25 protein-coding genes and 1 pseudogene are annotated in these 16,651 nt (G+C 44.1%); 15 read left to right on the top strand and 11 right to left on the bottom strand.

The genetic code is table 11. From position 1 onward, the window contains the following. Nucleotides 1–3: 3 nt before the first annotated feature. Nucleotides 4–396, bottom strand: coding sequence for a hypothetical protein (locus tag Q4Q57_RS09875; protein ID WP_311890716.1), 393 nt, complete (start codon nucleotides 394–396; stop codon nucleotides 4–6). Between the two features lie 321 nt (nucleotides 397–717). On the opposite strand from Q4Q57_RS09875, the pseudogene Q4Q57_RS09870 reads away from it, so the two are divergent. Then, nucleotides 718–1,677, top strand: a pseudogene (locus Q4Q57_RS09870) (integron integrase). A gap of 369 nt (nucleotides 1,678–2,046) precedes the next feature. On the opposite strand, the gene Q4Q57_RS09865 reads toward Q4Q57_RS09870, so the two are convergent. The 10 genes from Q4Q57_RS09865 to Q4Q57_RS09820 all read right to left on the bottom strand — a co-directional run bounded on the left by Q4Q57_RS09865 (nucleotide 2,047) and on the right by Q4Q57_RS09820 (nucleotide 7,840). Continuing rightward, nucleotides 2,047–2,406, bottom strand: coding sequence for a hypothetical protein (locus Q4Q57_RS09865; protein ID WP_006082022.1), 360 nt, complete (start codon nucleotides 2,404–2,406; stop codon nucleotides 2,047–2,049). Beyond that, the gene (locus Q4Q57_RS09860) at nucleotides 2,396–2,611 is read right to left on the bottom strand and encodes a helix-turn-helix transcriptional regulator (RefSeq protein WP_006082023.1); all 216 of its coding nucleotides are present in this window, start codon (nucleotides 2,609–2,611) and stop codon (nucleotides 2,396–2,398) included. Before Q4Q57_RS09860 ends, Q4Q57_RS09865 begins: the two co-directional genes overlap by 11 nt. 48 nt (nucleotides 2,612–2,659) lie before the next feature. Next, nucleotides 2,660–3,928 carry a tyrosine-type recombinase/integrase gene (locus Q4Q57_RS09855; protein ID WP_311890715.1) on the bottom strand — a complete coding sequence of 423 codons (1,269 nt, stop codon included), beginning with the start codon at nucleotides 3,926–3,928 and terminating at the stop codon, nucleotides 2,660–2,662. Beyond that, nucleotides 3,929–4,153, bottom strand: a complete 225-nt coding sequence (locus Q4Q57_RS09850; protein WP_012088970.1) for a hypothetical protein — start codon at nucleotides 4,151–4,153, stop codon at nucleotides 3,929–3,931. It lies immediately after the preceding gene. After that, a complete protein-coding gene (locus Q4Q57_RS09845) occupies nucleotides 4,143–4,829 on the bottom strand; it encodes a replication protein P (protein WP_311890714.1) in 687 nt (228 codons plus the stop codon). Before Q4Q57_RS09845 ends, Q4Q57_RS09850 begins: the two co-directional genes overlap by 11 nt. Continuing rightward, nucleotides 4,826–5,617 carry a helix-turn-helix domain-containing protein gene (locus tag Q4Q57_RS09840; protein WP_311890713.1) on the bottom strand — a complete coding sequence of 264 codons (792 nt, stop codon included), beginning with the start codon at nucleotides 5,615–5,617 and terminating at the stop codon, nucleotides 4,826–4,828. Before Q4Q57_RS09840 ends, Q4Q57_RS09845 begins: the two co-directional genes overlap by 4 nt. A gap of 143 nt (nucleotides 5,618–5,760) precedes the next feature. Continuing rightward, nucleotides 5,761–6,513 (bottom strand): hypothetical protein, encoded by a 753-nt coding sequence (locus tag Q4Q57_RS09835; RefSeq protein ID WP_311890712.1) that lies wholly within the window; start codon nucleotides 6,511–6,513, stop codon nucleotides 5,761–5,763. Between the two features lie 136 nt (nucleotides 6,514–6,649). After that, nucleotides 6,650–6,976, bottom strand: a complete 327-nt coding sequence (locus Q4Q57_RS09830; RefSeq protein WP_311890711.1) for a hypothetical protein — start codon at nucleotides 6,974–6,976, stop codon at nucleotides 6,650–6,652. Nucleotides 6,977–6,981: 5 nt separating this feature from the next. Continuing rightward, nucleotides 6,982–7,605 (bottom strand): hypothetical protein, encoded by a 624-nt coding sequence (locus Q4Q57_RS09825; protein WP_311890710.1) that lies wholly within the window; start codon nucleotides 7,603–7,605, stop codon nucleotides 6,982–6,984. Nucleotides 7,606–7,636: 31 nt separating this feature from the next. Further along, nucleotides 7,637–7,840, bottom strand: a complete 204-nt coding sequence (locus Q4Q57_RS09820) for a Cro/CI family transcriptional regulator (RefSeq protein ID WP_311890709.1) — start codon at nucleotides 7,838–7,840, stop codon at nucleotides 7,637–7,639. Nucleotides 7,841–7,978: 138 nt separating this feature from the next. Here Q4Q57_RS09820 and Q4Q57_RS09815 point away from each other — a divergent pair, with 138 nt between their 5' ends. From Q4Q57_RS09815 to Q4Q57_RS09750, 14 genes are all read left to right on the top strand, one after another. Then, nucleotides 7,979–8,704: a helix-turn-helix transcriptional regulator gene (locus tag Q4Q57_RS09815; RefSeq protein WP_311890708.1), complete on the top strand. Its 726-nt coding sequence runs from the start codon at nucleotides 7,979–7,981 to the stop codon at nucleotides 8,702–8,704. 283 nt (nucleotides 8,705–8,987) lie between these two features. After that, nucleotides 8,988–11,105 carry a retron Eco8 family effector endonuclease gene (locus Q4Q57_RS09810; RefSeq protein WP_311890707.1) on the top strand — a complete coding sequence of 706 codons (2,118 nt, stop codon included), beginning with the start codon at nucleotides 8,988–8,990 and terminating at the stop codon, nucleotides 11,103–11,105. Between the two features lie 142 nt (nucleotides 11,106–11,247). Then, nucleotides 11,248–12,369 (top strand): reverse transcriptase domain-containing protein, encoded by a 1,122-nt coding sequence (locus tag Q4Q57_RS09805; protein WP_311890706.1) that lies wholly within the window; start codon nucleotides 11,248–11,250, stop codon nucleotides 12,367–12,369. Between the two features lie 513 nt (nucleotides 12,370–12,882). Further along, nucleotides 12,883–13,245 (top strand): hypothetical protein, encoded by a 363-nt coding sequence (locus tag Q4Q57_RS09800; RefSeq protein ID WP_311890705.1) that lies wholly within the window; start codon nucleotides 12,883–12,885, stop codon nucleotides 13,243–13,245. A 103-nt stretch (nucleotides 13,246–13,348) separates the two neighbouring features. After that, a complete protein-coding gene (locus Q4Q57_RS09795; RefSeq protein WP_006082041.1) occupies nucleotides 13,349–13,696 on the top strand; it encodes a hypothetical protein in 348 nt (115 codons plus the stop codon). Between the two features lie 36 nt (nucleotides 13,697–13,732). After that, the gene (locus Q4Q57_RS09790; RefSeq protein ID WP_012197007.1) at nucleotides 13,733–13,897 is read left to right on the top strand and encodes a hypothetical protein; all 165 of its coding nucleotides are present in this window, start codon (nucleotides 13,733–13,735) and stop codon (nucleotides 13,895–13,897) included. A 10-nt stretch (nucleotides 13,898–13,907) separates the two neighbouring features. After that, nucleotides 13,908–14,237, top strand: coding sequence for a hypothetical protein (locus Q4Q57_RS09785; RefSeq protein ID WP_311890704.1), 330 nt, complete (start codon nucleotides 13,908–13,910; stop codon nucleotides 14,235–14,237). Beyond that, on the top strand, nucleotides 14,234–14,557 hold the full coding sequence (locus Q4Q57_RS09780; RefSeq protein ID WP_311890703.1) for a hypothetical protein: 324 nt from the start codon (nucleotides 14,234–14,236) through the stop codon (nucleotides 14,555–14,557). The genes Q4Q57_RS09785 and Q4Q57_RS09780 overlap by 4 nt, the downstream gene beginning before the upstream one ends. After that, nucleotides 14,557–14,850, top strand: coding sequence for a hypothetical protein (locus Q4Q57_RS09775; RefSeq protein WP_311890702.1), 294 nt, complete (start codon nucleotides 14,557–14,559; stop codon nucleotides 14,848–14,850). Before Q4Q57_RS09780 ends, Q4Q57_RS09775 begins: the two co-directional genes overlap by 1 nt. Beyond that, nucleotides 14,851–15,129, top strand: coding sequence for a hypothetical protein (locus Q4Q57_RS09770; RefSeq protein ID WP_311890701.1), 279 nt, complete (start codon nucleotides 14,851–14,853; stop codon nucleotides 15,127–15,129). Then, nucleotides 15,126–15,356, top strand: a complete 231-nt coding sequence (locus tag Q4Q57_RS09765; protein WP_012089043.1) for a hypothetical protein — start codon at nucleotides 15,126–15,128, stop codon at nucleotides 15,354–15,356. Before Q4Q57_RS09770 ends, Q4Q57_RS09765 begins: the two co-directional genes overlap by 4 nt. Continuing rightward, the gene (locus tag Q4Q57_RS09760; protein ID WP_311890700.1) at nucleotides 15,353–15,961 is read left to right on the top strand and encodes a hypothetical protein; all 609 of its coding nucleotides are present in this window, start codon (nucleotides 15,353–15,355) and stop codon (nucleotides 15,959–15,961) included. The genes Q4Q57_RS09765 and Q4Q57_RS09760 overlap by 4 nt, the downstream gene beginning before the upstream one ends. After that, nucleotides 15,958–16,290, top strand: coding sequence for a hypothetical protein (locus Q4Q57_RS09755; protein WP_311890699.1), 333 nt, complete (start codon nucleotides 15,958–15,960; stop codon nucleotides 16,288–16,290). The genes Q4Q57_RS09760 and Q4Q57_RS09755 overlap by 4 nt, the downstream gene beginning before the upstream one ends. Before the next feature lie 134 nt (nucleotides 16,291–16,424). Next, the gene (locus Q4Q57_RS09750; protein ID WP_012089465.1) at nucleotides 16,425–16,646 is read left to right on the top strand and encodes a hypothetical protein; all 222 of its coding nucleotides are present in this window, start codon (nucleotides 16,425–16,427) and stop codon (nucleotides 16,644–16,646) included. Nucleotides 16,647–16,651: the final 5 nt, after the last annotated feature.

Genomic DNA, 16,651 nt, shown 5'->3' with positions numbered 1-16,651 from the left:
GTTTTATTTTGTAATCAATGTGAATATGGATAGCCCTAATGCAATAAAAGAGATAGCAATTGGTATTGTAAACCTTAAGAACGATTGCTCCTCTTCAGCTAACACAGCAGATAAAAGAGGAAAATGCACAACATGGCGATCACCGTCAATTTCTAAACAGAATAAGTTAACAGAACTACCATCAGTTTGCTTATATCCATGTTTTTTTTCTAAATGGTAATATAAACGACCAAATACTATTTCGTTATCCATATTTAATTCTTTTGCTACACGGTCACAATCAATCGGAACATAAATTTTATTTACTCTGCTTTCTTTATCAAAGGATTTAAATTCAGAGAGGTACATCCTATATATTGTTTTCAATATTAAGCGATCAGAAACATTTTGGGTCATTCATACACTCCGAGAAAGAAACTTAACATTTTATTAGTGCGCATGCGCATTTACCTCATTAGACCAGTAAAAACGCGCACTGTTAATTACTTGTAATAAAAGGAACTTATCAGCTTTTTTTCAAATACACCATCTGGAAAAACGCGCATGCGCGTTTTCCAAACCTATTAACTCGAACCGTTAAAATATAAGCCATTGATAATTATTAAAATACATGGGAATTCATAAGTGTAAACGCGCAAAAAATTTTACAATCTTCCTTGATTTCAGCGATTTCTAAATAATACTGTACATATAAACAGTGTCGCAAGGATTGCTATCATGAGTATAAAAAGCCCTTTTTTAAGCGGTGTTCAAGAAGAAATGCGCATGCGTGGTTACAGTATCAGAACAGAAAAATCCTACCTGTATTGGATCAAGGCGTTCATTAACTTTCACCACAAGCGTCATCCTGAAACGATGGGAACAGAGGAGGTCGCACAATTCTTAACCTTCCTTGCCAATCAACGGAATGTGGCTATCAACACTCAAAAAATTGCACTGAACGCGTTAGCCTATTTGTACCAGAAGCATTTGCATCATGAGCTTGGAAATTTAGGTTTTTGCTATGCCACTAAACAACGTTATTTACCTACAGTGTTATCCCCTTCAGAAATCTCACTAATACTAAATGAGCTTGATGGCCGCGATAGGCTAATAATAGAACGACTCTATGGTAGTGGACTTAGAGTTTCAGAATGCCTCAGGTTACGTATCCAAGATATTGATATTGAACAAGCTTCGTTGACTGTGAGGGATGGTAAAGGTCATAAAGATAGACAAACAATCCTTAGCCATAAATGTGCCATTAAACTCACAGCATATATTAATAAAGCAATGGAGATTCAACACAGTGACAACCAACAAGGGATCGGTCCTTCCCTACCCAATGCGTTAGAGCGTTAGTATCCAAATGCCTTTAAGCAACACGGATGGATGTTCATTTTCCCTTCAACCACAACCTGCATTAATCCTTATACAGGAACGCTTTGCAGGCATCATCTTCATCAGAGTGTTATTCGTAAAGCGCTCGGCAATGCGGTGCGTAACATCAAAATAACTAAGCGTGTTACCTGCCATACATTTAGACATAGCTTTGCAACCCATCTACTTCAATCGGGCAGTGATATCAGAAGTGTTCAGGAGCTACTTGGCCATAATGACGTTAGTACAACACAAATCTACACCCATGTGCTTGGCCAACATTACGCAGGGACAAAGAGTCCATTAGATAAGTTATAAATTCTAAGTAATAAAGCAATCTCGATTGCCTCTAGTCGTATTACTAATTCAGGTTAACTAACACTTAACTTACAGAGTGTTTGGGTTGCCCCGTAAAACACTTGGGGGTAACTGGCGTTAGCCCAAGCAAATGCATAAAGGCGTATTGTGGCAAGAGCACCAAAACGATAAATCCACAAAACAATCATTTGTAAAAGCCTAGTTTTATTATGATCAATATAGAACTCACACCTAAGCTCAGTGCATCATTTAATAGTTAATTACTTTGCATAGGTATCTGTCCGAACCTTTGATAAAATCCGGACAACGGGTTAGCAGTCTTGGTGGACAACCGTCTAACCCGCCAGCCCTCGCAAGAGGGCGTTCCTTTTAATTCATCCTATCTAGCAGTGCCATTTCGGCTTTTCTTAGCCAGAAGATGTAAGACTTTTTGCTGTCAAATCCCATTAAGGCCCACTGCTCTTTACACAGATAATGGGCACGGATGGCACGTTTGCAGTTAATGGATAACTGCTCAACGAGGTGGTCAAAATGGGCTACATGGGCAGGCACGTTGAGTTCATGCTTTAGGTTGCCGCCGCCCAAGGCTTCACCTAAACGGTCGCAGGCGCTACGGTTCGAAAACCCCTTGCCCAACTCTTGGTACACCCAATAACGGCCCCAGCGATACAACCCTAACCGCAACGCCTTAATGTTCATCCTCTGCTCGGGTTCATCGCTAAAGCCCATTGGCCACCTCATTTATCTTCTCAATCGAAAGCTTAAACACATCAAGGCATATCGATGTCACATCGTCATAGGGCGCAGTAGTACGACCATTTTCCCAACGTTGGTAAGTGTTGCGGCTAATGCCGTAAATCTCCGCCACTTCGTCTTGGGTCATGCCCCGTAAACGGCGCCCTACTTTCAATACATCCGCGGCGCGATTAGCCATAAATCCTCCTGCGTGAAGTCCATAACTCACTCGTTCTATTTGTTATTGTCATAACCACCCCACTAACATTGGCTCATCCGGCTCGCTCGTCTCAGTGGTCGATTGGCGCATTATCTCGGGCGCCACATCATCAAATCCCAGCGTGATTAAGTGCGCATGGTAGGCATCCAACGCCATCAACATGCCCTTATCTAAGGTGCTGTTAACGTAAGTGCGCAGCAGCAACGGCAAGGTGTGATTCAAAATCCGCTCTCCCACCATAGTATCTACCCCCATGTCGGCAATAATGGTGCGGCACAGTTTGCGCAGTGCATGCGATGTAAACGCCTTAAACCGAATCGTTTCACTCCAATACTGCGCAGTGCGTATGCTCACCGGCCCTACTTCGCCTGGGAACAAAAACGCCCGCTTGCCCACATGCGTGTATTGCCAGTGGGCATAATGGGTTATCAGCTTCTTGGCTGTCGGCGTCATAGGTAAGCGGTGCTCTTGGCGGTTCTTGGCATTCTCGGCGGGAATAAACCAGTAATCGCCGGCAAAGTGGTCCCAACGTGCTAAACGGGTTTCACCTATGCGGGTACCGAACATCAGCATCAGCACAAACAGCATCGCCACCGGTCTTGCTGCATTTCGCAATGCACTGAATAATGGGCCCACGTCCGACTCGCTTAATTGTGTGCCCACCAAAGGCGGCATCTTCAAACTCATTTGTACCCGATACCCCGCCAAGCTATTGGTGTCTAACACCCGTAAATCGGCCGCAACCGATAGAGCCCGCTTTAACACTTTCACCGCCGCTTTGATGTAATTGGCCGAATAGCCCTGCGCCAACATGGGTTTGATTAAATAACTGTCCACTGCGATAAAGTTCAGCTCATTGAGCGGTAACTCACCAAAGCAGCCGCTGAGATGTTTACTCACTAACGATTTACAGTTACTGCGCCAGCTGTTGCTTAAGGTGCGGTTGCATTCCACATGGGTGACAAACCACGCCAGCAATTGCGCTACCGTGGCAAACTCGTTGCTGATTACCGCTTGGCCCATGCTGCGTTTGGCGAGCAAGCTGGGTAACTCCGCTAAAAAGGTCTTCAAGCACATCACTGGCCACACGCCCTGTTTTTGCCACACGGTTTTGCCCGCTTCGTTCATCACTAAATACACCGAGGCTTGGCGTCTATCGGTCGAAGCCCGTAACCGCACCGCCGGAAACTGCGTGTCCCGAAAGTCCCGCGTTATCCCTGCCCGCAACCAACGGCGCAATACTGCATCGTTTAACTTGCCTTGCTCTACGCCTGTTGCTGTCATCACCTGCGCCATCTATCCCTCCAACCGATATTCAAAGGTGTGATGGGTACCCGAGCGTATGCGCTTTACCCGCTGATTCATCGGCATATCCCGAAACCGCGCACTTAACGCTGTCTCGCTGTCGTGAACCCCAAAGCGGTTAAAGCTTTCTTGCTGGATTTCAAACAGAGTCCAAAACCGTTTGCCGGTGATGATGCGCATCAAGCGTTCGCGCTGTGTCAGAGGTTTATTCGCCATCATTTGCCCCCTTAAGCCCAAGGTTGGTTCGTAAATTGGCAATAATTGATTTCGCCTTTGCCGCCTCAGTGGGCCGCGTCACCGTTTCGGGTAGTGCCTTTGGCAACTCAACATCGGTTAACTCGCCACGGCTAAAGCGCCTGCATAACACTGTGTAATTGCGCTCAAACGTCATTAACACGTCCTTTTCAAGCCCAGTCGCAAACATCCAACTGCCCGTCTCGCGCACCGCTAAACGCACCACATCATGGCTCCACGTATGCTTATCAGGGTGATGGTAATGGCGGGTTGCCTCCTTAAACGCCGCCTCTAACTTGGGCAACCCCAAATCACAGGCTGTCGGTTGGCACCAAAGCGCAAACTGGCGCGGTGTCGGCCAAAACTGCCTATCGCCCTGCTCGCGTCTCGCGCGATTCAGCCCCGCTTGCACTTGTTCGCGGCTCGCAATCCCTTGCGCCGCCAAGGTTTTAAGCCACTCACCTTTGTGGGTTGCTTCATCCTCAGGCCGTGGCGCACTCACAGGGAACAACACCCGCAACTTGCTAAACACGCTGTCCACAATCGCCATATCCATTGCCGTCGGCTCAGGTTGCATCACCCGTTCGCCCTGCCCAACCAGCGGCTGGCGGATTAAGGTCTGCAGTGATTTCATGCTCGTATTTTGATAGGCAGTCATATCAAGGGGTCCTCTGGGTCATACACCGCGTAGCTCCAATCCACTTGCCCAACCGCTGTGGCCATTGGTCTTGGCAACGGCGTGAGCCAGTGGCGTTCGCGGATAAACTTGGTAATACCGAGCACAAACTGGCCGTTAGCGCTAAAGCCCCAACTCGTATCCAGCGCCGCAGCCTCCTTCAACCACGTCACCGCCAACACGCAATCGGCATCGGTCAGCTTTTCGGCCTTCCACGCTTTCCACGCAGCCGAATCCGAGCCGCCTTTGCGATGGGCGGGATAGGCTTTGAAAAACGCATTGAAAACCGACTTAGCACTCGTTGCTGGACAACTATCTTTTAAAGATTCTTTGATAGGTTCAAAAGAGTGACTGATTCCGGTGCTATCTGGTGGCACAGGGGGTCTGCTATCTGGTGGCATACCTATGCTATCTGGTGGCACCCCTGTGCTATCTCGTGGCAGAGGGGGTCTGCTATCTGGTAGCACCCCTATGCTATCTGCTAGCACAGAGGGTGCTACCTCGTAGCAGATTGAAATTGTATAAATATTGGTTAAATTGCCCTTAGGCCCCTTACGATATTTAACCGTGACAAAACCCATATCAACCAAGGCCGCAATGTGCTTTCTCACTGTGCTATGACCAATCTCACACTGATCTGCAATATGCTGATGGCTCGGCCAACACTCACCATTATCGTTCGCGTTATCGGCAAGCTTGATCAACACCAGCTTGCGCAGTGGATTACCCACTTTGGCCTTCATCGCTTTTACCATCAATTCCATACTCATAAGTCACCCCCAAACAGAGCAACCCACTGCGTAAAATTGACGAAACCATCATGTATACGTAACATGTAATAGCCTCACTTAGGTATTAAGCCCGCACCTAGTCGCCAAACTTTAGCGGGCTTTCTTATGTCTACAACAACGGGTCAACTGCAATGCGCCCCGTTGCCCTCCGCTCGCTCGCCTTCACTGCCAAGCAAGTAAACCTTGTGCGCCAAGTTACTGCGCAACTGGCTAAAAAAATCACGCCGTTTAATGTGCACGTTGCGGCTTTTCGCTATTGCACTCATATCAACCGCACTCGCATCGGCCGCGCCTACATCCGCCGCCAATAGCGCAATAGAACGTTCCGCGCGTTGTTCTTCCATCAACAGATAATTCATGATCCAATCAATGCTCACCGTTGGAAGCAACAACTGCTTGCTACTACCCAGCAACGCCTTATCCACTATGTCGGTCGCGATAACCGCCAAACGCTCGGGGCAACTATGCTGCAATTCATCGCAGCTCCTTAACACCTCAACCATTCGGCCCACCTGCGTTCGCTTAAACAACTCCGCCGTGGTATGCCCATGAAAACAGGCAATGTCTTTGCCCATGTTCACGCCACTTAACGCTGCCCGTTCAGAAGTTGCCGCGCTAGAGTCCTTGGCATATAGTTCCTTGGCGCTAAGCTCAGCCACATTAGGCTCAGTGCTATTAGGCATGTTCGACTTAGATTTAAGCGCCATCGCCTTAAGCATTAACTGCTTTGCTTGCATCATGAGTAACGTCACTTGCGCGGTTTCCATCTCGGTAAGCGTGGCCACGGCGGGCCCATCAGCACTGCTAACTTGCCCATGTACCGAACACGCGGCGCCGCCCTCCAAACAACAAATTAAACATTCAGGATCAAACATCGTTCTGCTCCTCACTTCATCTTAGGTATCAAGCCCGCATCGGTCGCCAAACTGTGGCGGGCAATTTGATAACGGCACTTTTTACGCGCCCAGTTATCACTTAACTGATTTGTGAACATGTCATTCACTCCTTCTCTTATTTCAACAACTGCCATTTATGCCCATTGGCACACACGGCGCGTTTCGAGCCTGACTTGGTTTGCTTTAAAGCCAAACCGCACTGGCCACACGGCACATCAGCCACCCGCTTAAGCATCACCGCATTAATCTGTGCGCTGTGATTCGCGCGTTTTGGCCGATAACCTAACGCCCGCGCCACTTTTACATACTCTTTCGCAATCCATTTGCCATCGGGTTCTAAGTGCAAACCGTCGCCGATCATGTCGCCCAAGCGGATCAACTGCTGATGCAGCTCAGTCTTAGCACTGGCGATAACATTGATGTTAAGGTTCGCTTGCGGCATCGCGGTCACTTCTCGGCCGCGTATTGCGCCGCCTTGCCGCCATGACTCGCTAAATACGGATACGCCAGCTCTAACGCTGCCATGCTGGCTTGCGTGGTCGCAGCCGACTCTTTTAACTCACGGTGCGCCGCCACTAACTGCTCGCGCTTGGGCTCATTGCCCAAATGGATCACCGCCACTTGCGCCTCGGCGTTCTCTTTGGTTAACGATGCCGCCATATCGGCCACATGCAACACATGGCCGTCATTCATGCGGTCAGCAATGACCGTCACCCCAGTGCAACCAAACACATCGTTGAGATACTGCACCCGCAAATGCTCGGGCAGTGCCGCCACCAGTGCTTGCTCAACATGAAACAAGCGATCTGCCTGCGGATGCTGGCCCTCGTACTGGCCGAGCCAACGGAACAGCTTTTGGGCATTTATCCGCGCATCGTTGTGCACGTCTTGAGTACTCGCAAAGCTAATGCCCTCCGCCGCTAACACTTCACTCAGCCCAAGGCGCTCAACCGCCGCAACAAAATCTATCGCCAGCGCAAAGCGCGTCATCTTGGGTAACTCCAACACCCGATGAATCGTTTTCATCAACAAATTCAAACGGCTATCTTTTTTACGTGAATTGGTTTTCATGTGTACCTACCTCCTTCAACCTAAAGTGAACCTAAGCCACACTCGCCGACTTAGGATTATCTAAAACAATAACGGGGTTAACTTTGAGGGCGCCGTGGGTTAGGCGCTCGATTTGATAAGCGCGGAGTTCGGGAACGTCTTCACCCCAACCTGAAACTGACGGGCTTTTAATGTTCAGTGCAGCCGCAGTTGCTGCGGTTCCACCAAAAAAGTTAAGGACATCTGTCTTTTTCATGAAGACCCCTGAAATGGATTTAACAAAAACTTGAAAAGATAATAGTAGGTTTTCCTACATGTGTAAACTAAAACTACGATTACAATGTCATGGTTTTTATGTAGTCTTGCCTACATGTAATATCTGGAAGTGCTGTCAATGAAAAAAACCATGGGAAAACGAATTGCTGAGCGAAGGAAAGAACTGGGATTATCTCAGAATGAAGTAGCTCAATATGTAGGTATTAATCGCGTATCAGTGAGCAATTGGGAAACAGATGGTAAGAATGGCACCTCACCAAAAGGTGCCAATTTGATAGCTTTAGCAGAACTACTCAAATGCACTCCAGAATGGCTACTCAATGGCGATGTAGAATCTAAAGTAACAGTGGAGTCTAATGCTGAGTGGCATGCTGGCTTTGATTTGTGGGATGGTGATACGCCGCTAAGGGATGATGAAGTCGCATTACCTTTTTACCGCGAAGTCGAATTGGCCGCAGGTAATGGTTCAACTTTCGTGCAAGAAAATGGCGGTTGCAAGCTCCGCTTTGCCAAATCTACTCTAAAAAAGAGTAATGTTGATCCCCAACATGCCGCTTGTGTCACTGTTTCTGGTAACAGCATGTTACCCGTCCTGCGTCATGGCACCACAGTTGGCGTCGATACCAGTAAAAAGAATATTGTCGATGGCGAAATGTATGCCATAGATCATGACGGCATGCTAAGAGTAAAGATGCTCTACCGTATGCCAGGTGGTGGCATTCGTATCAAAAGCTACAACAATGATGAGTTTCCAGACGAATTTATCCAGCCTGAAAAAATGGCAGATATTAAGATTATAGGTTGGGTGTTCTGGTGGTCAGTTCTAAATATTTGGAATAGTTAGGTTAGTAAATTTAAAACTATGACTCTCCTTATGTTTTCATCTGAAAAGACTTATTAGAAGAAATTTCAATAATAGAACAAACATTCTATTATTCTTCAACCAATATCTTATGTAAGTAACTCTTCGTAGGTTAAGTACATGATATGAAAATTTGAATTTCGCATTTTCTCTAGAATATCTTTGACATTCTTAACCTAATAAACATAAAGTACGAGAGCCTAACACATCCACCCATACAAACAATAACATTTTTGCAACCAACCATATAGAAACTGAGCGATCTATGACAGTACAATCGATTAAGATTACAAACTTACTATCTTTTGATGAGTTAGAAGTAAAAGATTTGAAAGATATGAACTGTATCGTTGGCAGAAACAATGTAGGTAAGTCTAACTTACTTAAGGCATTAAAATTTTTCTATAACAAGTTAGATGGGAAAGAAGAAATATCACCAAAGCTGCATTCTAATTACTCTTATAAAGGAACTATATCAGTCACTTTTGATACAACTAGAATATATAGAATTACGCGAAAAAAACCAAATGACAAATACTTCTCATTTATATCCAGAAAATTAATCCCTGCACATAAAAGAGGTATATATGCACTCAATAGATTTGATGCTGACAATACTTCATTCACACTAACACTTAACATATATAATGATGGTTCGGTGAAATGGTTAACTAAGGATAAGAAAACTCGTAATCTGATTCTATATTTATATCCATTCTTTCATATTGAGCCCCGCCATATGGATCTTCATGAATGGGATAGCTTATGGGATTTGATATCTCGGCTGAAATCATTCAACCTATCCAGAATTGATGACGAAGCTGTCATCAATTTTTTTGATGAATCGATTAATTCAGCTAAAGGAAACTCCTATCGGACATATATTAATGAATTAAACGATATCATATCAACCAAGCCTAGCACACCAAAGGAAAAAGTACTTAGTTATATTAAAGCTGGGCTTAAAGGGTATAAGTTTGAGATAGATGAAAATGATTTAAAAATCCAATCAGATGGAACAAATTCCTTTCACTTTATAAAAATATTTCTAAAAATTCTAGTTACCATTTCAAAAAGAGAATATATTACTCCATTCGTTTTTATCGATGAGCCAGAACTCGGGCTACACCCTAAAATGAATGAGGTACTCATACATGATATTTATAACCATTACCAATATATAGAGGGAAGTAAAAGCAAATTAGCAAGGCCTAAAGTCTTCATAACCACGCATTCACCAAACATTGTAAAAGAAGTAATAAAAAGGTTCAGAGATAAGCAAAATGTATATAACTTCCAAAAATCAAACGACCTTTCTACTAATATAAAATTGTTGAATTCAACTTATGACAACGAAAGTTTTATAAACATTTTTAGTGACAATGAGGCAAGATTGTTTTTTAGCGATTTCATTCTCTTTGTAGAAGGGGAAACTGAACTTGAGATTTTCGGAAACATGAAACTATCAAAACATTTCCCTCATTTAAATAACATAGACATTTATAAAAGTAGTAGCAATGTTGTTGGTGAAAGAATAAATCCATCTTATTCTAACTCAGCAATTCCATATATGTTTTTGTTCGATGCTGATAAAGCAATAAAGTTATGTGGTTCTCCGGGGGATTTCTCATTAAAATATAACAGTAACGGTGATTACTTTAAAATGGGATTAAAGGATTTAGAAAAGGAAAGGAATAAATACAAATTAGGTTTCAATGAAAAGTATAGATCTATAAAATCTAATGTCACTTTTTTAATTAACAACTTATCAAAAAAGGTTGAAGTGGACATTACCAAGCAGGAATTCTCACCTAAACTTGAATTCGAATTTATATTTAATGCGATTAAAAAACATTTGCTAATGAAAAACTTTTATATTTGCAGAACAACAATTGAAGGTTGCTTAATACAGGATTCAAGTTCAGAAATATTTTATAACTGGCTTAATGAAAAATATAAAATTGATATGAACCCTGTTTTTGATAGAATAAATAACAATAAAAACCTAACAGAAAATATGCTCATTGATTATATGAGAGTGATCTTTAATGGTAAAACGAAGACTCTCATGAGCTATAAATCCTTTCATCCAGAAAGCTATAAACAATTAATTAAAAGCGGCAAAGAAATCAATTCAAATTTACTGAATACAAGTAAATTAGCCAAAGCATATATGAGTGCTCTTGAAACAAGTACGATAAGCAATAAAATGTTAGGTAAAACAGATGGTTGGACAACAAGCTTTATAAATTTTGCAATAGACCAAATAGAAAAAGAATGTTGTATTACAAAACAAACATTTGGTAGCGTATTTAAGCTTCATTTTCCAGAGCTATATGATATTATACGTATGCTTCAACCCGATAGTAGAGGGAAGATATGAGTTTTTACGAGTATCAGAGGGCTTGCCCCTCCCGCCTTCGGGCACAGTCCCAATAGCCACTATCACTGGTCAGCCTAATTAGGTTGCTAATGGGTCACACCTACGGTGTAATGATGTTCTTTTGTATCGGGTTGAAGTACTTATGAAAATTAAAATAATTAACAATGAATTTTTCAAGAATGCAATCTTAAAAGGCAACACAGCTTTACTCGATAATTTTCAACCAAGTGTTATTGAGCGAAAAGTTGGTGATGATGTTTTTTTTGAGATACAAAAAAATAGTGATCATCATTCTATTAATGAAAAAATTACGAAAATCGTTTTATCTCACATCCCTATTAATTCATCTGCATGTGGATTCGTGCAAGGAAAATCATACTTCGACTTCCTCAAACCTCACATCCACGGATATTATTTCCTACGATTGGATATAAAAAAATTTTTCCACTCCATAGCTTTTAATGAAATCCAATCACTACTTAAAGATTGTTTTAGTAGTGACAAAGAAAAATCTAAATATTCTCCTCTTGATATTGCTATTATGGCTGTAACACATAAAGTGACAGAAACATTTCTAGACGAAGATTTGAAAGGAAAAGATATCTTACCTATTGGATTCTCATCTTCACCTGTAATTTCAAATATTCTTTTCAGAAGAATTGATATATTAATACAAAAATATTGTGAAGATAAAAAAATAATTTATAGTAGATATGCTGACGATTTACTATTCTCATCCTCAGAAAGTAAATTCCTACAAGGTGAACAATTCGAAAAAGAAATATCAATCTATATTTCTAGCTTATCCTTGACCTTAAAAAGCTCAAAAAGAAAATCTTGTGAAAATACTATATCATTAAATGGCTATGTTATACAAAATACTAAAAAACAAAGCATTGAAAAGCAGAAAACATTCAGTTTTTTAAAAATACATAAAGAAGATCCTGTTGGCACCATAAGACTTTCTGATAAAAAAATAAAAATAATAAAGAAACTTGTATCTTATTTGCGAAAAAATAAATCCGCAACCTTTATTATGGAAAACTTGTTCAATTTGAATTTCATAAAATTTAAAAAAGAGTTTGCAGATGATAAAGTATTTTATAGAAAATTTTCACAAGATCAGCTACAAAACAAACTAAAAGGCTATAGGTCATATTTACTTTCTTTAATTATATTCAATAATAGAAATGGATGTGTAGATAAAAACTGTTTAAAAAAAGCAAATGAAATAATTAAGGAGTTAGAAAGAAAAATATTGTAAACCATCTACACCGTACATGACTGAAGTATGCTTTTTCAAGTTTGGAATAACACCTACTTAAATGCATAACTTAAACTCCAATATCAATAAATCTCATTTGCAAACTACAAAATCTATTTATACATCCAACGCTAGAAATAAAAGCATTAAATTTGCCAAAAATTTAATGGTCGCAATCTGCTGCAAAAAATTCGCCTTTTCACGGTGATTCCAAACAACCTTAGTTAACCCTCCTCCCTTACGAAGAACTTTCATGCACATAGCCACCGTGCCCCTAAATCTAACTTATCAGTCCCATCACATTGCATTTCGTTACTCAGACATGAATTTAAAAAACAAAAGTAGGATAACCTACATAAACATTGACACTAGAGTGTAGGTTATCCTACTATGGTTGTGTCGATTAGATACTGCACAGCAAACAGCTAATCCCAAGCACTGACATTCTGAACCATAAACGACTGATCGCCCTTTCGAGCTTTGCTCTCAATGGGCACTACCGAGGACAAGGAAATGATTCTAGCGAAAGTTCACACCACACCTAAGCAACGCGATGAGTTTCGTCTACTGGTTGCCATACGTTTTGCCTGCTTGATGGCGCTGGCCAAGGGCCACACCGACCCGATGGATTGCCCACGGGTGCAAGCCCGCTGCAATGAGCTAGTAAAGCATTTTGCCTATCACCACCCAAGCGCTGCCTTTTACCGCCAGTTCATTCGCCACACGGGCGAACTTGGGCTCAATTTCTGCCTGCGCTTCACTGAGCCCCAACAAGGTTTGTACGGCAAGGTGATGGTGTGGCGTAACGACTCGCAAGCCGTCGCTAATGTGCATCCGCTGCACACGATGACGACAGCCGCGCCCGTCGGCCGCTAAGCAGTAGAGCCGCTGCGAACATTCACGATTTAGGCAACCAAGGGGTGATGGTCCATATCCCAGTAACGATAACGGCGATAGTTTCACCTTGTTGGAGGCAATTATGTTTTTTGTTTACGGCGTGTCCATGACCTTAGCGAAAAATCAAGCGGCCAAAAAGTGCAGCACCTCTGTAGGCGCACACCCTAACCGCCGTCAACTGAGCCCCGACGAGTACCAAGCTAAGTTGGATGATATGGCGCAGCACTTGTTTGAAACCATGAAGCCACAACGCCTGTCGCATTCGTTATCGACGCCCGCGCTGTGCCAGCAATATATCGTGTTAGCCATGACCCAAGAAGCCCACCGCGATGTGCATATTCGCTATCACAAGCTGTCGGACAAGGTGAACCCCAAAACCAAGAAACCCATCATCAATCTGGTGGTGTTTAACGGCGAAGCCGCAGCCTAGCCCTGCTGAGTGTGATGACGAGAGAAGGAATGCAGCATGTTAACTGATGACAAACCGCTACACAGCGATATCAAAATCGGCGTTGGCCATATCGTCGCGTTTAAGGAAGGTTGGATGTTGCCCGGTGGCAAGTTTACCACCGACCGCACTGTCGCCATTCGTGCCGCCAAAGGTCTGCACCGTTTCTTGGTTAAAAGATAAGGAAATCAGCATGAGCCAATTTGACTACATCAAACAGCATTACGCTGTTCCAGCCGAAATAGGCCGCTTAGTTAAAGTGAATGGCCGCGCTGGCGTGATCATCAAAGATTGCGGTCATCACCTTGGCGTTAACTTTGATGATGACAAGCCTGGCGTTGTTCGTCATTGCCACCCAACTTGGGAGGTTGAATACGGTGGCATTGGCTGTATTCGAAAAACAACTAAGTCACAGCAGCGCTATAAGCGTTATTTAGAGTACGGCGACGGCTTTAAAAACTTTATGGAGTTTTGCTACTGGGACGCAAGCCCTGAGCACGAATGGAACAGAGGTGAAGCATGAATCAACAACTCACCCCAAAGCAAATTGCGGCAAGGGCGTACTACCAAGCGCATAAGGAAAGTATCAAAGCGCAAAAACGCGCTAAATACGCACCTAAAGCGCGAAAGCTAAAAGTGATGAAAGTCGCCAACTCATCTACCACATCGCCATCAATAGTTGCACCTAAAACACAAGCAGTACGATTTCAGCAGGAAAAGGAACCTGTAATTCAGTCCGTGAGGATATCGGCTGAAGATAAAGTTCGCTTGGATAAACGCCGCCGCATCGAGAATATCAAACTAGCTAAAGAGTTGGGCTTAAGCATTGAGGATTTTGAATGATGAACCACTTACTCCCGGGCTTTGAATCACAAGAGCGCGTTTCGTTATTGCTATCGCTCACCCGCATTAGTTCACCCGAGGTGATTGCCGCGTTAACGCTGCATTACACCAGTGCCCTGCCCGCCGAACGCGCGGCGGCTCGCCACGGTATTGAACTGTCGAACTTTATGCGCGGGCAAAAGAAGTTAGAGCAAATCGCCGCCACGGTCGAGGCCATTAAAGCCATCGACTGGGCCAAGCTGCAATTAACTCATTTGCAATCAGGCTCTTTGCAACCGAAGCAGGTGGCCTAAATGACTCAATCAGCGGCGTTTCGCCATCTGTTAAATCATTACCGCAGCCATAAGTTGAACCTGCTACTCAAGGCAACAACGGGCGACAGCATCAAAATCGCGCTGGCGCTCGGCGCACTAGATTGCCTGTACTGGCAAGCATTGGGCAACGGCTTAACCAACCTCGCTAAGGGCATTAACCGCACCATAGTGTATTCGTACCGATATCACTCAATGCGCCTGCCCTGCCATTCGCCTGTCAGCCAAACCAGCGACAACCAAAACAAGGAGGCGGCATGAATACGTTCAGCACTAAAGCGGGTGTGGTCACGCTATCTAAGCCCTACTCCACCTTGATGTGCGATCAACAACAAATCGAAGTGAAGTACACCCCAAACAACTATCACGGTTGGGGCATTTGTAAGTCTTTTAACGCCATCGAGTGCAGCGACTTCGGCCAAGCCGACGCCGAAGTATTCGCACTCAACGCAGAATCAAAACTCAGGATAAAAGGAGAAGCAGCATGAACACACCCAAGATTAAAGCGTTTCAAGTACAAGAACATTGCGAGGGCGCCGCATGCATTGTGTTTCATCAACATGCTGCTGCCGCTCGTCGCATAGGTGCGGGCGAACTTAATCTGACCTTTGAAGATGATATGTCAGTGACTCGCTGCCCTGAATATGACCAATACGCTGAGCAAGGCAACGTGCCTTATCAAGTGTTACTGGCCGATGGTTGGTGTTTTACCTGTTACCACTGCGGCAACCCAATTAAAGCCGAAGACGATGAAGGTAATGCGACGGACATTGAAGCGGTGATCTGCATTGGTGAGGCGTTTTATTGCAACGCGGCGTGCCATTCGCACAAGCAAGCTGACATCACGGAACACAATGCTAAGGCCGAAGCCTTTAAGCAACAGCTGTTATCACTGCGCCCTGATCTAACCTTCACGGCGTTTAACGGTGCATATCCACAACTGTATTGCACTGCGACATTTACTTTTGAGGGTGCTCAATATGGCGGCTCAGTGGCCTATGACAAGGCTGGCGAGCTTGATTGGCGAGTATCAAACACTGATTTGCCCGCATGGCAAACAAATCAAGCCCAGCGCCAAGGAGAAGCAGCATGAAGTCGATACAAGCAGCAACAGTTGAACGTGAAGAAGGTTATTGGACCCATCCAGATTTACCCGAGTGGGATGAAGGCGTGACCCGTGTTGAGTGTGAAGCATGGGCCGCACGCCAAGGCGGCGAGTTTGTGGCGATTTGGTTTGAACTCGATGCCCCTGAAAATCAGATCGAGCGCTACTTTGACGAGGGCGATAACGATATCAGCGATTGGAACCCCGTTTGCGACAAGGCCGGCTCATTCTTGCTGAGTATTCACGACACAGAAGATGGCCCCGTCGCACTGTTTTTCGCACCTAAGGACAAGGAATTGGCAACGGTAGGTAAATGACCTGACAGCAAAGAGAGGAGTTAGAAGGTAATTGCACCACAAAAATCAACGCTGAAGGCATTTATGTTCCTGCGATGGAATCGGCCTAAGGCCAAGTAAACATACAAACGTCATAGCAAATAAGAGAGGCTATTATGAAAAACACAGCAAAGTTAATGAAGGCACGCGAATGGGCTAGCCGCGAGTTCACTAAAGGGTCAATGCCGCAAAATAGAACGATTTCTACGTGGATATTGAAAGGTAAAATTCGTGGTGCCGTCATTAGTGGCACTGTCTATGTGTATGAGGATCAGTATTTTGGCGTTCCGCAGGTTGTCAGTAATGCGGTTATGCATCTGGTCGCGGAATCGGTGTAAGTATC

It is taken from the genome of Shewanella sp. SP2S2-6 (assembly GCF_031931965.1).
In the GTDB taxonomy this organism is placed as follows: Bacteria; Pseudomonadota; Gammaproteobacteria; order Enterobacterales; family Shewanellaceae; genus Shewanella; species Shewanella baltica.
This window is presented reverse-complemented; position numbering and strand designations above follow the sequence as displayed.

What these genes read in the sequence shown, in the direction of transcription:
- Q4Q57_RS09875 (WP_311890716.1), bottom strand. Translation starts at nt 396, where the DNA reads ATGACCCAAAATGTTTCTGATCGCTTAATATTGAAAACAATATATAGG.
- Q4Q57_RS09865 (WP_006082022.1), bottom strand. Translation starts at nt 2,406, where the DNA reads ATGGGCTTTAGCGATGAACCCGAGCAGAGGATGAACATTAAGGCGTTG.
- Q4Q57_RS09860 (WP_006082023.1), bottom strand. Translation starts at nt 2,611, where the DNA reads ATGGCTAATCGCGCCGCGGATGTATTGAAAGTAGGGCGCCGTTTACGG.
- Q4Q57_RS09855 (WP_311890715.1), bottom strand. Translation starts at nt 3,928, where the DNA reads ATGGCGCAGGTGATGACAGCAACAGGCGTAGAGCAAGGCAAGTTAAAC.
- Q4Q57_RS09850 (WP_012088970.1), bottom strand. Translation starts at nt 4,153, where the DNA reads ATGGCGAATAAACCTCTGACACAGCGCGAACGCTTGATGCGCATCATC.
- Q4Q57_RS09845 (WP_311890714.1), bottom strand. Translation starts at nt 4,829, where the DNA reads ATGACTGCCTATCAAAATACGAGCATGAAATCACTGCAGACCTTAATC.
- Q4Q57_RS09840 (WP_311890713.1), bottom strand. Translation starts at nt 5,617, where the DNA reads ATGAGTATGGAATTGATGGTAAAAGCGATGAAGGCCAAAGTGGGTAAT.
- Q4Q57_RS09835 (WP_311890712.1), bottom strand. Translation starts at nt 6,513, where the DNA reads ATGTTTGATCCTGAATGTTTAATTTGTTGTTTGGAGGGCGGCGCCGCG.
- Q4Q57_RS09830 (WP_311890711.1), bottom strand. Translation starts at nt 6,976, where the DNA reads ATGCCGCAAGCGAACCTTAACATCAATGTTATCGCCAGTGCTAAGACT.
- Q4Q57_RS09825 (WP_311890710.1), bottom strand. Translation starts at nt 7,605, where the DNA reads ATGAAAACCAATTCACGTAAAAAAGATAGCCGTTTGAATTTGTTGATG.
- Q4Q57_RS09820 (WP_311890709.1), bottom strand. Translation starts at nt 7,840, where the DNA reads ATGAAAAAGACAGATGTCCTTAACTTTTTTGGTGGAACCGCAGCAACT.
- Q4Q57_RS09815 (WP_311890708.1), top strand. Translation starts at nt 7,979, where the DNA reads ATGAAAAAAACCATGGGAAAACGAATTGCTGAGCGAAGGAAAGAACTG.
- Q4Q57_RS09810 (WP_311890707.1), top strand. Translation starts at nt 8,988, where the DNA reads ATGACAGTACAATCGATTAAGATTACAAACTTACTATCTTTTGATGAG.
- Q4Q57_RS09805 (WP_311890706.1), top strand. Translation starts at nt 11,248, where the DNA reads ATGAAAATTAAAATAATTAACAATGAATTTTTCAAGAATGCAATCTTA.
- Q4Q57_RS09800 (WP_311890705.1), top strand. Translation starts at nt 12,883, where the DNA reads ATGATTCTAGCGAAAGTTCACACCACACCTAAGCAACGCGATGAGTTT.
- Q4Q57_RS09795 (WP_006082041.1), top strand. Translation starts at nt 13,349, where the DNA reads ATGTTTTTTGTTTACGGCGTGTCCATGACCTTAGCGAAAAATCAAGCG.
- Q4Q57_RS09790 (WP_012197007.1), top strand. Translation starts at nt 13,733, where the DNA reads ATGTTAACTGATGACAAACCGCTACACAGCGATATCAAAATCGGCGTT.
- Q4Q57_RS09785 (WP_311890704.1), top strand. Translation starts at nt 13,908, where the DNA reads ATGAGCCAATTTGACTACATCAAACAGCATTACGCTGTTCCAGCCGAA.
- Q4Q57_RS09780 (WP_311890703.1), top strand. Translation starts at nt 14,234, where the DNA reads ATGAATCAACAACTCACCCCAAAGCAAATTGCGGCAAGGGCGTACTAC.
- Q4Q57_RS09775 (WP_311890702.1), top strand. Translation starts at nt 14,557, where the DNA reads ATGAACCACTTACTCCCGGGCTTTGAATCACAAGAGCGCGTTTCGTTA.
- Q4Q57_RS09770 (WP_311890701.1), top strand. Translation starts at nt 14,851, where the DNA reads ATGACTCAATCAGCGGCGTTTCGCCATCTGTTAAATCATTACCGCAGC.
- Q4Q57_RS09765 (WP_012089043.1), top strand. Translation starts at nt 15,126, where the DNA reads ATGAATACGTTCAGCACTAAAGCGGGTGTGGTCACGCTATCTAAGCCC.
- Q4Q57_RS09760 (WP_311890700.1), top strand. Translation starts at nt 15,353, where the DNA reads ATGAACACACCCAAGATTAAAGCGTTTCAAGTACAAGAACATTGCGAG.
- Q4Q57_RS09755 (WP_311890699.1), top strand. Translation starts at nt 15,958, where the DNA reads ATGAAGTCGATACAAGCAGCAACAGTTGAACGTGAAGAAGGTTATTGG.
- Q4Q57_RS09750 (WP_012089465.1), top strand. Translation starts at nt 16,425, where the DNA reads ATGAAAAACACAGCAAAGTTAATGAAGGCACGCGAATGGGCTAGCCGC.